Origin of the sequence: Rhodococcus sp. MS13 (assembly GCF_013277835.1) — a bacterium.
GTDB lineage: Bacteria > Actinomycetota > Actinomycetes > Mycobacteriales > Mycobacteriaceae > Rhodococcus_F > Rhodococcus_F erythropolis.
The window spans coordinates 88,612-102,330 of sequence record NZ_VBTL01000007.1; the positions used below are offsets into that span (position 1 = coordinate 88,612).

16 protein-coding genes are annotated in these 13,719 nt (G+C 63.0%); 12 read left to right on the forward strand and 4 right to left on the reverse strand.

Features of this window, described 5'->3' with window-relative positions; all coding sequences use genetic code 11:
- Positions 1–55 precede the first annotated feature (55 nt).
- The 5 genes from pgsA to pdxS all read left to right on the forward strand — a co-directional run bounded on the left by pgsA (position 56) and on the right by pdxS (position 4,872).
- A complete protein-coding gene (gene pgsA, locus FEZ59_RS14635; protein ID WP_020907628.1) occupies positions 56–751 on the forward strand; it encodes a phosphatidylinositol phosphate synthase in 696 nt (231 codons plus the stop codon).
- Positions 748–1,650 (forward strand): phosphatidylinositol mannoside acyltransferase, encoded by a 903-nt coding sequence (locus FEZ59_RS14640; RefSeq protein WP_019748286.1) that lies wholly within the window; start codon positions 748–750, stop codon positions 1,648–1,650. The genes pgsA and FEZ59_RS14640 overlap by 4 nt, the downstream gene beginning before the upstream one ends.
- On the forward strand, positions 1,647–2,774 hold the full coding sequence (locus FEZ59_RS14645; protein WP_003943332.1) for a glycosyltransferase family 4 protein: 1,128 nt from the start codon (positions 1,647–1,649) through the stop codon (positions 2,772–2,774). Before FEZ59_RS14640 ends, FEZ59_RS14645 begins: the two co-directional genes overlap by 4 nt.
- Entirely contained in the window at positions 2,771–3,793 is a 1,023-nt protein-coding gene (locus FEZ59_RS14650) for an NUDIX domain-containing protein (protein WP_172932830.1), read from the forward strand. Before FEZ59_RS14645 ends, FEZ59_RS14650 begins: the two co-directional genes overlap by 4 nt.
- 170 nt (positions 3,794–3,963) lie before the next feature.
- Complete coding sequence (gene pdxS, locus FEZ59_RS14655) at positions 3,964–4,872, forward strand: pyridoxal 5'-phosphate synthase lyase subunit PdxS (protein ID WP_003943338.1); 909 nt, start codon at positions 3,964–3,966, stop codon at positions 4,870–4,872.
- A 100-nt stretch (positions 4,873–4,972) separates the two neighbouring features.
- On the opposite strand, the gene FEZ59_RS14660 is transcribed toward pdxS, so the two are convergent.
- Complete coding sequence (locus FEZ59_RS14660) at positions 4,973–5,449, reverse strand: RidA family protein (RefSeq protein ID WP_046379901.1); 477 nt, start codon at positions 5,447–5,449, stop codon at positions 4,973–4,975.
- Positions 5,450–5,610: 161 nt separating this feature from the next.
- Here FEZ59_RS14660 and FEZ59_RS14665 point away from each other — a divergent pair, with 161 nt between their 5' ends.
- The 3 genes from FEZ59_RS14665 (at position 5,611) to FEZ59_RS14675 (ending at position 8,606) form a co-directional block, all read left to right on the forward strand.
- On the forward strand, positions 5,611–6,033 hold the full coding sequence (locus FEZ59_RS14665; RefSeq protein WP_134999628.1) for an NUDIX domain-containing protein: 423 nt from the start codon (positions 5,611–5,613) through the stop codon (positions 6,031–6,033).
- A 128-nt stretch (positions 6,034–6,161) separates the two neighbouring features.
- Positions 6,162–7,670 (forward strand): HNH endonuclease signature motif containing protein, encoded by a 1,509-nt coding sequence (locus tag FEZ59_RS14670; RefSeq protein ID WP_134999629.1) that lies wholly within the window; start codon positions 6,162–6,164, stop codon positions 7,668–7,670.
- Between the two features lie 114 nt (positions 7,671–7,784).
- On the forward strand, positions 7,785–8,606 hold the full coding sequence (locus FEZ59_RS14675; protein WP_019748291.1) for an acyl-CoA thioesterase II: 822 nt from the start codon (positions 7,785–7,787) through the stop codon (positions 8,604–8,606).
- A 45-nt stretch (positions 8,607–8,651) separates the two neighbouring features.
- On the opposite strand, the gene FEZ59_RS14680 is transcribed toward FEZ59_RS14675, so the two are convergent.
- Positions 8,652–9,317 (reverse strand): hypothetical protein, encoded by a 666-nt coding sequence (locus FEZ59_RS14680; protein ID WP_242459817.1) that lies wholly within the window; start codon positions 9,315–9,317, stop codon positions 8,652–8,654.
- Between the two features lie 35 nt (positions 9,318–9,352).
- On the opposite strand from FEZ59_RS14680, the gene tesB reads away from it, so the two are divergent.
- Positions 9,353–10,204: an acyl-CoA thioesterase II gene (gene tesB / locus FEZ59_RS14685; RefSeq protein ID WP_019748293.1), complete on the forward strand. Its 852-nt coding sequence runs from the start codon at positions 9,353–9,355 to the stop codon at positions 10,202–10,204.
- The gene (gene pdxT, locus FEZ59_RS14690; RefSeq protein ID WP_003943308.1) at positions 10,204–10,809 is read left to right on the forward strand and encodes a pyridoxal 5'-phosphate synthase glutaminase subunit PdxT; all 606 of its coding nucleotides are present in this window, start codon (positions 10,204–10,206) and stop codon (positions 10,807–10,809) included. The genes tesB and pdxT overlap by 1 nt, the downstream gene beginning before the upstream one ends.
- Positions 10,810–10,834: 25 nt before the next feature.
- Here the strand turns inward: pdxT and FEZ59_RS14695 are convergent, their stop codons facing one another.
- Both FEZ59_RS14695 and FEZ59_RS14700 read right to left on the reverse strand, forming a co-directional pair.
- On the reverse strand, positions 10,835–11,512 hold the full coding sequence (locus tag FEZ59_RS14695) for a response regulator transcription factor (RefSeq protein WP_046378508.1): 678 nt from the start codon (positions 11,510–11,512) through the stop codon (positions 10,835–10,837).
- Positions 11,467–12,681 carry a histidine kinase gene (locus FEZ59_RS14700; protein ID WP_225989350.1) on the reverse strand — a complete coding sequence of 405 codons (1,215 nt, stop codon included), beginning with the start codon at positions 12,679–12,681 and terminating at the stop codon, positions 11,467–11,469. Before FEZ59_RS14700 ends, FEZ59_RS14695 begins: the two co-directional genes overlap by 46 nt.
- Before the next feature lie 111 nt (positions 12,682–12,792).
- Between FEZ59_RS14700 and FEZ59_RS14705 the strand changes: the two genes are divergently transcribed.
- Together FEZ59_RS14705 and FEZ59_RS14710 are read left to right on the forward strand one after the other, a co-directional pair.
- A complete protein-coding gene (locus tag FEZ59_RS14705) occupies positions 12,793–12,993 on the forward strand; it encodes a hypothetical protein (protein ID WP_003943331.1) in 201 nt (66 codons plus the stop codon).
- 1 nt (position 12,994) lies between these two features.
- Positions 12,995–13,696 (forward strand): GAP family protein, encoded by a 702-nt coding sequence (locus tag FEZ59_RS14710; RefSeq protein WP_019748297.1) that lies wholly within the window; start codon positions 12,995–12,997, stop codon positions 13,694–13,696.
- The last annotated feature ends 23 nt before the right edge of the window (positions 13,697–13,719 follow it).

Consider the following 13,719-nt stretch of genomic DNA (forward strand, 5'->3'; position numbering starts at 1 on the left):
ATGCATTGCTGCAACGAGTTCCGAACCGGAACTCACGACGGGGAGGGTTCCTGCGGTGTTGAGCTTCTTCGGGCGCGCATCGGTGTCCAAGGTGACGGCACCTATGGGGAAGGCGCTGGTCAAGACCGGTCTGACGCCGGACTCGGTGACGGTGATCGGCACGGTGGCAAGCGTCGCCGGTGCGGTGACGCTGTTTCCGTCCGGACATCTGTTCTGGGGAACCTTGTTCATCTGGTTCTTCGTCATGTTCGACATGCTCGACGGCGCAATGGCTCGTGCTCGCGGCGGCGGAACGCGGTACGGGGCGGTACTGGACGCGACCTGCGACCGCGTGGCCGACGGCGCGATTTTTGCCGGCCTGGCCTGGTGGGCGGTCTACCACGAGAACAGCAAGTGGCTGCTCGTCGCGACGCTCATCTGCCTCGTCACCTCGCAGGTCATCTCGTACGCGAAGGCGCGCGCAGAGGCGAGCGGGCTGACTGCGGACGGCGGGTGGATCGAGCGCCCGGACCGACTGATCATCGTGTTGGTCGGATCTGGCCTGACAGGTATGGGTCTACCGTGGGCGATTCACATCGCGATGTGGGTACTTGCCGCCGGAAGTATCGTGACGGTCTTCCAACGAGTGCTCGCGGTGCGCAATTCGCCTGGCGCCCGGGAACTTCTGCCGATCGCCCCGGCGGCATCGACGGTCGAAGGCGCGGCGGGCACGGAGGGCGATCCCAAGCCTGAAGGTGAGGCAGAGCAGTGAGTTTTTCCGAGCGCGCAACCGATCTGGGATATGCCGCGGGTTGGCGGCTGGTGAGAAGCCTGCCGGAATCGGTGGCGGTCAAGCTGTTCGACGCCGGAGCGGATTTCGCGGTACGCAAGGGCGGACCCGAACAACTCAGGAAGAACCTCGCGAGAGTTCTGGGCACGACGCCGGCGGAAGTTCCGGATCAGTTGATCAAGGATTCAATGCGCTCGTACGCCCGGTACTGGCGTGAGGCGTTCCGTCTTCCGTCGATGGACCTGGTCGCGACAGGTAAAGCGCTGCATGCGCTGGTCGAGGGCCAGGAACATCTGGAAAAAGCAATGGCGGCAGGTCATGGCGCGGTATTGGCGCTGCCCCACAGCGGTAATTGGGACATGGCCGGCGTGTGGTGTGTTCAGCAATGGGGTGGGTTGACCTCCGTTGCCGAGCGGCTCAAGCCCGAATCCCTGTACGAACGGTTTGTCGAATACCGCGAGAGTCTCGGTTTCGAGATCTTCCCGCTAAGCGGCGGGGAGCATCCACCGTTCGTCGAACTCTCCAAGCATCTGCGTGAGAACAAGATCGTGTGCCTGTTGGGGGAGCGCGATCTGGCGAAGAAGGGTGTGCCCGTCACCTTCTTCGGCGAACCTACTCGCATGCCCGCCGGCCCGGCGAAGCTCGCGATCGACACCGGCGCGCCGCTACTTCCGGTCCACTGCTGGTTCACTCCCGACGGTTGGGGTTTCAAGATCGACCCACCGATCGACGTATCCGGCGGAGTCGGCCCGGCCACGCAGGCACTTGCCGACCGTTTTGCCGTCAACATCGCAGCGCACCCCGCTGACTGGCACATGCTTCAGCCGCTGTGGCGCTCCGACCTCTCCGAATCGCGGCTCGCCCGCATGGAGGGTGAATGAAGATCGGCATGATCTGCCCGTACTCCTTCGACGTCCCCGGTGGCGTGCAGGCGCACGTGGTGGATCTGGCCGAGGTGCTGATCGAACGTGGTCACAAAGTGAGTGTGCTTGCGCCGTCGTCCGATGACGACGAGTTGCCGGATTTTGTGGTTTCCGCAGGTAAAGCCGTCGCGATTCCCTACAACGGTTCTGTTGCGCGGTTGTCTTTCGGCCCGACGGCGAACAACCGCCTCCGCAAGTTCATCGCGGAAGGTGACTTCGACGTTCTGCATATCCACGAACCCAATGCGCCGAGTCTGTCCATGCTCGCGTTGCGTATCGCGGAGGGCCCGATCGTCGCCACCTTCCACACGTCGACCACGAAGTCGTTGGTGCTGAGCACTTTTCAGGGTGTCTTGGCTCCGTATCTCGAGAAGATCAGTGGCCGGATCGCAGTCTCGGAGTTGGCGCGTCGTTGGCAGGTCGAGTCCCTCGGATCCGACGCCGTCGAGATCCCCAACGGCGTCGATGTCGCAGCGTTTGCCGAGGCCGATCTGTTGCCCGGCTACCCGCGCGAAGGTGGAACCATTCTGTTCCTCGGTCGCTACGACGAACCGCGCAAGGGGATGGCCGTCCTCCTCGGCGCACTGCCGGAGTTGGTCGAGCGTCACCCGGATCTCGAAGTGATCGTGGTCGGACGCGGCGACGAGGAGAAACTCCGCAAAGAGGCGGGCAAGTACTTCAAGCATCTCCGCCTGCTCGGGCAGGTCAGCGATGAGGAGAAAGCGTCGGCGCTTCGCAGTGCGGACGTCTACTGTGCGCCCAATCTCGGCGGTGAGAGCTTCGGGATCGTGCTGGTCGAGGCCATGGCGGCTGGCACTGCCGTCGTGGCCAGTGAGTTGGACGCTTTCCGCCGTGTTCTTCGCGACGGTCAGGCCGGCTTGCTGGTCCCCATCGGGAACTCCGATGCCTTGGCCGAGGCAATCGATTCCGTTCTCGGTGACCCGGATCGACGACGCGCGCTGGTCAACACCGCGACAAGTGTTGTTGCCGAATACGACTGGCCGGTGGTGGCCGAACAGATCCTGCGTGTCTACGAGACCGTCACGGTTGGCGGCACCGGCGTACGCGTGGTGGGGTCATGACCTTCTCCGCTCTGACGATCTTCATTCTCGGGCTCGTCGCTGCCGTCGTCCTGGTCGTCGGACTGTGGGCGTACGGGACGGCGAACCGACTCGATCGACTGCATGTGCGTTCGGATCAGTCGTGGTTGGCGCTCGATGCGGCTCTGTCCCGTCGTGCCGCGGTTGTCCGCGCGGCGGCTGTGGACATGAGCGCCGACGACGCCCGCAGATTCGTCACCTTGGCGGACGCTGCCGAACGGGCGGATCGTCAGGATCGCGAGCTTGCCGAGAACCGGCTGTCCAATGCTCTCGCTGCCTACGGCACGACGTCGCTGCGACCTCAACTGGTGGCCGAGTTGGCCGATGCCGAGGCGCGCGTGCTGATCGCCCGGCGGTTCCACAACGACGCGGTGCGAGACACTCTCGCGTTGCGTACCCGACGACTTGTTCGATGGCTACATCTCGGCGGAACGGCGCCACTGCCTCAATACTTCGAGATCTCTGAGCGCACGACCGCGGCGGCGGTGCCCGAGGGAATCACCGTGGATACGTCACGGACCTCTGCCCGCGTGGTGATGCTGGACGAGGAAGATCGGGTGCTGCTGTTGCACGGGCACGATCCCAAGATCCCGAACACTTACTTCTGGTTCACCGTCGGCGGCGGGCTCGAACGCGGCGAACATCTGCGAGCGGCCGCAGTTCGTGAGATCGAGGAGGAGACCGGATTCGTCGTGGCGCCGGAGAATCTGCGAGGTCCGCTTTGGCGTCGGGTGGCGATCTTCCCGTTCGACGGTGAGCTGATCCGTTCGGAAGAGCTGTTCTTCGCTACGCGCACTCACGGCTTCGAGCCGGTCTTCCAAGGCCACACGGAATTGGAACAGCGTGCCATCACAGGCCATCGCTGGTGCAGCGCCGACGATATCCGCCGACTGGCTAAGTCCGGTGAGCCCGTCTACCCGTTGGATCTGGCAAACCTCCTGGTGGAGGCCGCGACGATTGCGGACGGTTCCGAGGATCCGGAAGTGCGTTCCATCCGCTGATCGTTCGGTCGTTCAGTGCTCGCGGCCGTTTAAGGCCAGCAATGGCAAATTGGATACGGAATCGAAGGCCGGTTCGTCCTAGAGTTCTGGCCAGAGGCCACCGAGCGAATGAACTCGTGTGTTCGCCGTGCCTTGTTTCTTTCGTCACGCCACTACTGCAGGAGTTTGCTGTGAGCACCCCCGACTCTGCCCCCACCACCGCCATCGGCACCGCCCGCGTCAAGCGCGGCATGGCTGAAATGCTCAAGGGCGGTGTGATCATGGACGTGGTCACCGCTGAGCAGGCCAAGATCGCCGAAGACGCAGGCGCCGTCGCCGTCATGGCACTCGAGCGGGTCCCCGCAGACATTCGCGCACAGGGCGGCGTCTCGCGCATGAGTGACCCGGACATGATCGACAGCATCATCTCCACCGTCAGCATCCCCGTCATGGCGAAGGCACGCATCGGTCACTTCGTCGAAGCTCAGATCCTGCAGAGCCTCGGCGTCGACTACATCGACGAGTCCGAGGTCCTGACCCCGGCCGACTACGCCAACCACATCGACAAGTGGAAGTTCACCGCCCCCTTCGTCTGTGGCGCCACCAACCTCGGTGAAGCGCTCCGTCGCATCAACGAAGGCGCGGCCATGATCCGCTCGAAGGGTGAAGCCGGCACCGGAGACGTCTCCAACGCCACCACACACATGCGCACCATCCGCGGCGAGATCCGCCGGTTGACCTCGCTGAGCGAGGACGAACTGTACGTAGCCGCCAAGGAACTGCAGGCCCCCTACGAACTGGTCGTCGAGGTCGCCAAGGCCGGCAAGCTGCCTGTCACCATGTTCACCGCCGGCGGCATCGCCACCCCGGCAGACGCTGCGATGATGATGCAGCTCGGCGCCGAGGGCGTGTTCGTCGGATCGGGCATCTTCAAGTCCGGCAACCCGAAGCAGCGCGCCGAGGCAATCGTCAAGGCCACCACGTTCTACGACGACCCGGACGTGCTCGCCAAGGTCTCGCGCGGACTCGGCGAGGCAATGGTCGGCATCAACGTCGACGACCTGCCCGTCGGACACCGCCTCGCAGAGCGCGGTTGGTGACAGCAGGTTCGACGACCGGGCTCAGTGCCTGAAAGTCTTTACACAAGAAGGGGCGGCGGTTGCATTGGCAACCGCCGCCCCTTCGGGGTGTGGCGGACCGTCAGATGCTGTCCGATACCTCGAACACGAACTCGACCTCGACGGCACTGTTTCGGGGGAGTTCGGCCACGCCGATCGCAGAGCGGGCGTGCTGTCCAGCGGTACCGAAGATCTCGGCCAGCAGGTCGGACGCACCGTTGATCACCTGGGGTTGCTGCGAGAATCCGGATCCCGAAGCAACAAATCCAACGACCTTGACGACCCGAACGATGCGGTCGAGACCGACCAAGGCATCAACGGCCGCGAGTCCGTTGAGAGTGCACAACCGCGCCGCCTGGGCGGCGTCTTCGACGGAGACGCCCTCGCCCAACTTGCCGATGCACGTCGTAGTGCCCTCGACGAGCGGCAATTGCCCAGACGTGTAGACGTATGACCCCGTCTGAACGGCGGGAAGGTATGAGCCTGCGGGGGTGGCAACAGGCGGGAGGGTCAGGTCGAGTGCGGCGAGTCGTGCGGTCCAGGTACTTGCGTCGTTCATCGGTTCCTCAATGGGTTCTTTTGTCCGGGAATGGTGTTCGAGTCTGTCATCGGGAGTCTCGGCAAGTCCAAGTCGTATTTGCGCCCACCCCATCACTTTTGGTGATATTCGCCGTCGTCGGATTCAAATGGTGTTCGAGTTGGCCACCTAAACTGTGTCGTATGTCGTCAATTCGTAACATCTCACTGGGGATACCTGTCCGTTCCGGTCACGTACTCATGCTCGACGGCACGGACACTGTCACGGGGGAGAACTTTCATCGATTGATCGGTGGCGGTATCGAGTTCGGTGAGACGGCCGAGGCAGCGCTGCGACGCGAGTTCGCGGAGGAACTCGGTGTCAGGTTGGGAAGCGTCGAGTTGCTCGAGGTCGTCGAGAACATCTTCGAGTTCGAGGGGCGACCTGGGCATGAGATTGTCCATGTCTTTGCAGTCGACTCAGCTGACATCGATGCGTTTCCGCTCGACGTGCAACTCCGAGTCCTAGACGAAGGTAGTCCAGTCCACTGGGTATTGCGTGGTGGGTCCGACCGCCTTATCTACCCGGCCGAAGCTGCCCGCATTATCAACGCCCTGGTTCAGTAGGGGAATCCGTTGCCGGAACAAGAGTGGCCGCAAAGGTTGCTCCGCAACAATTTTCGGTCAATCGGGATTGTTCGGACTGATTCCTGGAAATCATGGATATCGAACGTATATTCGAATAATGTTGAGGAATGTTCGATGACGGAGTAGGAAGTTCGGGTACCGCAGCGCTGCTGTCCGGTGCTGAATCCGACTGCGCCCTCATCGATCTCATCGCCGATCTGCATGCGCGCGAATCGATGCTCGTGGAACGGAAACTGGCTGCCATTGCCGAGTTTTTCGAGCGTCGCAGCGCTGACCACACTGATAACGGTGCTTGGTCGTCTACCGCTCACGAACTGGCTGAGGCCGAGCTCGGCGCGGCATTGACCATGGGCCGTGCCGCAGCGGGAAAGTTGATCGGTCTCGGCTTTTCTCTCAAGACTCGCCTCCATCGCACGCGTGCCGCCATGGCGCGCGGAGAACTGGATCTGTATCGAGTCGGATTGATCGACTCCGCTACGGCCAACGTAGCCGACGATTTGATCGACGAGGTGGAACGGCAACTCCTCGAAAAGATCTCGGCGCCACCGATGCCTGGCGGTACTGGCTTGACCGGTCGCCGATTGACAGCGGCTATCGACCGGATCGTCGCCGTGGTGGATCCCGAGGGGATACGCGAACGTCGACGCCGCGCCCTGGCTGATCGGTTCGTGGGTGTGAGCGCTGCCGAGGACGGAATGGCGCGGATATTGGGGAGTATTCCGGCGGAGGAAGCACGGGCTTTCGACCGTCGGTTGCGGGAGTTGGCAATGTCGGTGTGTCGACACGATTCCCGTAAGTACGAGCAACGACGAGCTGACGCATTGGGAGCGTTGGTATCCGGGTCGACGATTCTGCCGTGCGATTGCGGCCTGGACGATTGCCCACAAGATCGAAGCGGGATTGTCGTGGTGCGTCGGCCGTTGGTTCACGTGGTCATGCTGGAATCAACGCTTCAGGGCGGTGACGCACCAGGTGCAGACGAACCCGCTCACCTCGACGGTTATGGAGTGATCAGTGCAGAGCATGCGCGTGACATCGCCGCGGGTGCGCTGATTCGGAAGGTGCAAGTACCAGTCGATGCCGCGCTCGAGTCTTCCGGTGAGTGCGAGCCAGTACCTCCGCCCGTTGTTCCTTCGGCGTCGGTCTACCGCCCCGGCGCTGTCCTCGACACCTGGGTGCGGGTGATCGCAGGAAGCTGCCAGTGGTTGCACTGCGATGTCGCTGCATGGAATTCAGATCTTGATCACACTGAGCCCTTTGATCATCGCGATCCCACTCGTGGCGGAAAGACCGTGGCGTCGAATATGAGTGCGTACTGTCGAAACCATCACCGCCTCAAGCATTCCGGTCAGTGGTTGCACACCTCGAACCCGGACCGGAGTGTCATGCTGACCTCGCCGACCGGACATTGCTACCGAACCAGGCCGTCAGGTCTGCTGGCGGGAATGCTCGAGCCTGTACTGCCCGAGGGTGGTCGGCGTCGGCGCACACGTCTGGAGAACAAGGCCTCTCGTGTGCGGGGTGAACGCCGGCGTCAGCGGATACGGATGCACCGGCGGATGAAGAAGGCCCCGAGGAGGACCTTCGACGGCGGAGACGATCCACCGCCATTCTGAGTCGATGCGCCCCGTCGCTCAGTGTTTTCGGATGCCCACTTTGGTGGCCGGGGGTGCGTCAGGCATTGTGTGAAGGTCGGTAGACGTCGGTACACGGGAAGATGTGGAGCATCGATGGCGAGGATCGAAGAAATTCTGGAGTTGGAACGCCTCGAGCGTGACATCTTTCGAGGAATCATCGCGGAGACCACCCTGACCCGCACTTTCGGCGGCCAGGTCGCCGGCCAGGCATTGGTGTCGGCGGTACGCACGGTCGATCCGGCCTATTCAGTTCATTCGTTGCACGGATACTTCCTGCGTCCGGGCAATCCGATGGAGCCGACGGTCTTTCTGGTCGATCGTGTTCGGGACGGTCGATCGTTCGCGACCCGCTTGGTCACCGGAATTCAAGACGGGCAAGCCATTTTCACGATGTCGGCATCCTTCCACGTCCAAGACGAAGGCATCGAGCACCAGGACGAGATGCCACCGGTCCCTGACCCCGAGACCTTGGCCATCGCCCAGGATTCGGAAGATCCAGAGACTGCGTGGTTGGCTCGCGAGTGGTCCGATTGGGACCTCCGGATGGTGCCGAAGGCCGACATCAACAAGCGTCCAGGCGCTGCCGCACAGCAGCAAGTATGGTTCCGTTCCCGCGAGGCTCTCCCGGACGACCCGGTATTTCACGTGTGCACGCTTGCGTACATGAGCGACATGACGCTGCTCGGATCTTCCCGAGGCCCTCACATGGACGTCGCAATGCAAAGCGCCTCGCTCGATCACGCCATGTGGTTCCTGCGGCCGTTCCGGGCCGACGAGTGGCTGTTGTACGACCAGACGTCGCCGTCAGCGGGCTTTGGTCGCGCATTGACGCAGGGACGAATCTTCGACAGCCGAGGAAATATGGTTGCTGCAGTCGTCCAGGAAGGCCTGACCAGGCTGTATCGCCCGAAGTGAGGTCGGCCGAAGTGAGGTCGCCTGAAGTGAGATCAATCGAGGCCTTCAGGGGCGAGACCGCACCGCAGGCCGGGCCGGATGGTCGTACCTGACCTCGAAATCGACCTCCTCGGACATCTCTGAGCGGTGTTCGAGGAGTGCGTCGACGGTCCACAGATCCGCCTCCGGAGTGTGCCGTCGCATGGCAGCTCCGCTCATGTCCAGGCGGACGCTGACGTCGAACTCCAGCCCACGCCCGAGCAACATCGGACCGGCGATCACGATGACCGCGCGCTCATGGACGGGGACGCGGGTCGAGCGAGCCGATCGATCGGTGGGTTCGTCCCAGAGTTTCGGCAACAACGCTCGTTTGGTGCGGGCAGCGGTGATCACTTCACGATCGAGTGCCGGATAGTCGAACCAGATGGTGCGGTAACTCAGCGCATCCTCGTGACCGAACTCGTATCGCAGCGAAGCCGGCCGCACGTAGTCGTGCAGTGACACAACAGCACTCGGCCTGCTGTGCGACTCGACGGCGGCCCGGACCAGTTCCGCGAGCCGAGACGGCTGCGCACAATCAGGTCCGTCGATCGCTACTACCGTGACCGACGGAAATGATCCGCTCAGCGTTGCGATCTGCTCGGCCAGGGCGAGGGGAGTGGACGGGATGAATGTGCTCACGCCCACCATGGTGCCGTGCCCGCTCGCCGAGGCGATATTGTGAACCGTCATCGCGCCCACTGCGGCGGTCTATTTCCGGAGGACTCATGGTTGGTATCGAGGAGATCCTCGCGCTCGAACACCTGGAGAAGGACATCTTCCGTGGTGCGGTCCATCCCACTGCACTTCAGCGGACGTTCGGCGGGCAGGTTGCCGGGCAGTCTCTGGTTTCTGCCGTGAGCACCGTCGACGAGAGCTACCACGTGCACTCGTTGCACGGATACTTCCTGCGCCCGGGCAACCCGAAGATTCCGACGGTCTACCTGGTGGACCGCATCCGCGACGGGCGCTCGTTCTGCACCCGCCGGGTGAACGCAGTCCAGGACGGCAAGACGATCTTCACGATGTCGGCCTCGTTCCACGTCGAGGACGAAGGTATCGAGCATCAGGATCGGATGCCTTCCGTTCCGGCGCCGGAGGACTTGCAGGACGCGCAGACCGTTCCCAAGTTGGCGGAATCGCAGTTCTACCAAGAGTGGAAGAACTGGGACATCAGAATTGTGCCGGCCGAGCAGAGTGCGTCAGCGCCGGATCTCGCCGCACAACAGCGCGTGTGGATGCGCTACCGCGAGCCTCTGCCGGATCGTCCGCTGCTGCACATCTGCACGCTTGCGTACCTCAGTGACATGACCCTGCTCGGAACTTCGAAAGTCCCGCACCGGGGCGTGAAGACGCAGACTGCTTCGCTCGATCACGCGATGTGGTTCCTGCGTCCGTTCCGGGCCGACGAGTGGTTGCTCTACGACCAGACATCGCCGTCGGCAGGTTTCGGTCGCGCGCTCACTCAGGGGCGTATCTACGATCGCGATGGCAACATGGTGGCAGCGGTGGTTCAGGAGGGTTTGACGCGTCTGGAACGCGAACCCGACAGCCGTGAGAACAAGACAGGAACTGTGTGATGACGCGTCCGCTGATCGGTGTACTTGCCCTCCAGGGTGATGTTCGCGAGCACCTTGCTGCACTTGATGATTCGGGTGCGGATGCCGTGGGTGTCCGACGGCCGGAGGAGCTGGACAAGGTAGACGGAATCGTGATTCCGGGTGGCGAATCCACCACCATGAGCCGGCTTCTGCAGGTGTTCGAACTGTTGGATCCGCTGCGTGAGCGTCTTCGCGGCGGGCTGCCGGCCTACGGTTCGTGTGCCGGCATGATTCTGCTGGCGAGCGAGGTACTCGACACCCGGCCGGACGCCGAACATCTCGGCGCCATCGACATGACGGTGCGCCGCAACGCTTTCGGCAGACAGGTCGATTCTTTCGAGTCCGACCTGGAGTTCGAGGGCATCATCGGAGATCCCATCCGCGCCGTCTTCATCCGCGCGCCGTGGGTGGAGCGAGTTGGACCGGGCGTGGAGGTCCTTGCACAGGTTCCCGCCGCCGCGGGGGAGGCCGCGGGCCGGATCGTCGCGGTTCGGCAGGGCTCGGTGATCGCCACTTCTTTCCATCCCGAGGTCACCGGGGACCGTCGAGTGCACGAGATGTTCGTCGATCTGGTTCGCGGATAACTCGAGTAGTCAGCCTCGGCCGAACCTACAGCTCCAGTTCGCGGGCAAGGATCGCCGCCTGGACGCGTGAGGTGAGGTGCAACTTCGACAGAACTCGTGACACATGAGACTTCACCGTCGGAGCACCGACACCGAGTTCACGCGACAGTTCGGCATTGGACATACCCGTCCCAAGCAGCGCGAGCACCTCGCGTTCACGATCGGTGAGCTCGCTCAATCCCAGCGGTTCGGTGGGTTTGGGTGCACGCTGAACGAACTCGCCGATCAGTGCACGCGCCGCGCGAGGAGCGAGCACTGCATCTCCAGCCGCGACGTTGCGGATAGCGCTGGTCAGCTCGTCCGCGGTCGCAGTCTTGAGCAGAAATCCCGACGCGCCGGCGCGCAAGGCCGCGAAGACGTATTCGTCGAGGTCGAAGGTGGTCAACACCAGAACCCGGCTGCGGGTCGTCCCGATGATCTGACGCGTCGCCTCGATGCCGTCGGTGCCTGGCATCCGGACGTCCATGAGTACGACGTCGGGTTGATGCGTGCGGGTGACGGTGATCGCCGACGCTCCGTCACCGGCTTCTGCAACGACATCGATGTCGTCGTGCTGCCGCAGGATCATCGCCAGGCCGGAGCGGATCGCGGCGTGGTCGTCGACCAGGGCGACGGTGATCACCGATCCGTTCCGTTCGGTGCGGGGACCGGTAGCTGTGCGCATACCGTCCATTCTCCGTCGACCGGAAGTGCGTCGAGTGAACCGCCCAGCAGCTCGGCGCGGTGACGCATGTTTGCAAGTCCGCGCGTTCCTGCTCGCGGATGGGATGTGTCGGGACCGACGGGGTTTCGGATCTCGATCTGTAATGCATTGTGCTGGAGAGAGATCGACATCGAGATCGGCGCACCGGGCGCATGTTTGAGTGCGTTGGTCAAGGCTTCCTGGGTGATCCGATACGCCGTGTGATCGACCACGCTCGGCAAGGCGGCAGCATCGACGTCGATCGCAACGTGCACAGTGCCGCCGGCTGCCCGAACTGCGTCCAGGACGACGGGCAACTCGGTCAGCCGCGGGGGAGAGGAACGCGGGTCCGGGGTCTCGTCGTCCCCGGCGTGGAGCAGTTCGATCATCGACCGCATCTCGGAAAGGCCCGCGAGACTGCTCGATCTGATCGCCCCGATCATCTCCCGCAAGCCGTCGTCTGGTTCGCCCCGTTCACCGGAGAGAGCTGTGGTGGACAGTGCCGCCTCCGAATGGATTGCGATGGCGGAGAGGTGGCTTGCGATGACGTCGTGCAGATCGCGCGCCATGGTTGCTCGTTCGTGAGCGACTGCGGCCTCGCGGTCTAGAGCGGCGAGTGCTTCGTGGACTCTGGAACGCTCGCGTTCGGCCTCGGTCAGTTCGACTTGTCGACGGATGACCAGTGCCCACCACACCGGCGTACCGAAGAACAGTGCCGTCACCACGCCTGCCCCAGCCGCAGCGCGGACGTCCTGGGTGGACAGGTAGACGAGTGCGGTGAGCGCGGCAACCGTCACCGCGGTCAGAGAACACACCACTCGGCCCAGCCGCGCCGTCCCGTACAGAACTGCGGCGTAGGTGAGATCCGAGAGGACCAGCCACATCGGCAGAGTGGGTCCCAGGGCAGCGTCGACCGCGACGATGACGGCCCCCGCCGCCAAAGCTGTTGCCGGACGCACCCGCCGGAACGAGTCGATCGCACACAGCAGAGCCAGCATCCCGATCCGAACCCCGGCGGGAACGTCGGCGACACCTCCGACATCGGTCCACATTTGGTACAGGCCGACCAGGTAGAGGAGTACCCCGATCGCGAACAGGCCGAAGGCGATGAGCGGATCGTTCCACTTGCCGACACTCCGACTTCTGGTCACCACAGACTTATCAGAGCACATCGGGGCGCCTGACTTGTCATACCAAATGATGAGGTCGGCGTTGTTCCGATGGCTGATGTGCGGATTCGATAGAGAAGACAGGCTCGACGTATGAAAATTCGCTTCGAGTTGATGATCGGCATTCTCTTGGTCGTCGGTGGCGGCTGTCTGTGGCTGTTCGCGCGTGACGCCGAGTTCTTCTGGTTTCGCGGCGGGCCACTCGGCGTGATCCTCGCGATCATCGGTGCCTTCGATATCGTGAATGCAGTCCGAACGAGGGAGACAGCGATACCCGAGCGCCGAAACGACTGACGTGGAACTCGTCCTGCTCACCACGCTGGGCGGGCTCGCCCTGCTGGACAGTACGAGCATCGGAACTTTGGTCGTCCCGGTCTGGATGTTGTTGATGCCGGGACGACCGCAGGTTCGCAGGCTGCTGACGTATCTGGTGGTCATCACGACGTTCTATTTTGTTGTCGGGGTGGCAGTCTGGACGACGGCACGGGCAGGTATGCCTGTCGTCGCCCCGCTGCTCGAAACCCCCGCCGCCCGCGGTGCGCAGTTGATACTCGGTATCGCGTTGTTCGCGTGGAGTTTTCGATTCGATTCCGAGAAGAGGCGCACATCCGGTCAGGCCGATCGAACCCATGTTTGGCGAGAGCGGGTGCTCGGCTCGGCCAGTTCCGCGAGAAGTGTTGTACTTCTGGCAATTGCTGCCGGGACCGCCGAATTGGTGACGATGCTGCCCTACTTGGCGGCGATCGCGATGATCACCGCTGCTGGGCTGTCCGCAGTCACGTCTGCGTCGATACTTGCCGGATACTGCCTGATCATGGCCACTCCGGCAGTGCTTCTGTTGTGCGGGCGGATCGTGGCCGGCGACCGACTGGACAAGCCGCTGAGCGGGGTGGACTCGTTCATCTCACGCCACGGCGACAGCGCGATGGGTTGGGTGTTCGGCATTGCCGGCTTCTACCTCGCCGGCAATGCCGCTGCCGTGTTGTTCGTGAATTGACGTTGTTCGTAAATTGACGTTGT

Bases quoted from the DNA above. Each gene is read 5' to 3' on its own strand.
- FEZ59_RS14645 (WP_003943332.1), top strand. From the start codon at position 1,647: ATGAAGATCGGCATGATCTGCCCGTACTCCTTCGACGTCCCCGGTGGC.
- FEZ59_RS14650 (WP_172932830.1), top strand. From the start codon at position 2,771: ATGACCTTCTCCGCTCTGACGATCTTCATTCTCGGGCTCGTCGCTGCC.
- FEZ59_RS14660 (WP_046379901.1), bottom strand. From the start codon at position 5,449: ATGAACGACGCAAGTACCTGGACCGCACGACTCGCCGCACTCGACCTG.
- FEZ59_RS14665 (WP_134999628.1), top strand. From the start codon at position 5,611: ATGTCGTCAATTCGTAACATCTCACTGGGGATACCTGTCCGTTCCGGT.
- FEZ59_RS14670 (WP_134999629.1), top strand. From the start codon at position 6,162: ATGTTCGATGACGGAGTAGGAAGTTCGGGTACCGCAGCGCTGCTGTCC.
- FEZ59_RS14675 (WP_019748291.1), top strand. From the start codon at position 7,785: ATGGCGAGGATCGAAGAAATTCTGGAGTTGGAACGCCTCGAGCGTGAC.
- FEZ59_RS14680 (WP_242459817.1), bottom strand. From the start codon at position 9,317: ATGACGGTTCACAATATCGCCTCGGCGAGCGGGCACGGCACCATGGTG.
- tesB (WP_019748293.1), top strand. From the start codon at position 9,353: ATGGTTGGTATCGAGGAGATCCTCGCGCTCGAACACCTGGAGAAGGAC.
- pdxT (WP_003943308.1), top strand. From the start codon at position 10,204: ATGACGCGTCCGCTGATCGGTGTACTTGCCCTCCAGGGTGATGTTCGC.
- FEZ59_RS14695 (WP_046378508.1), bottom strand. From the start codon at position 11,512: ATGCGCACAGCTACCGGTCCCCGCACCGAACGGAACGGATCGGTGATC.
- FEZ59_RS14705 (WP_003943331.1), top strand. From the start codon at position 12,793: ATGAAAATTCGCTTCGAGTTGATGATCGGCATTCTCTTGGTCGTCGGT.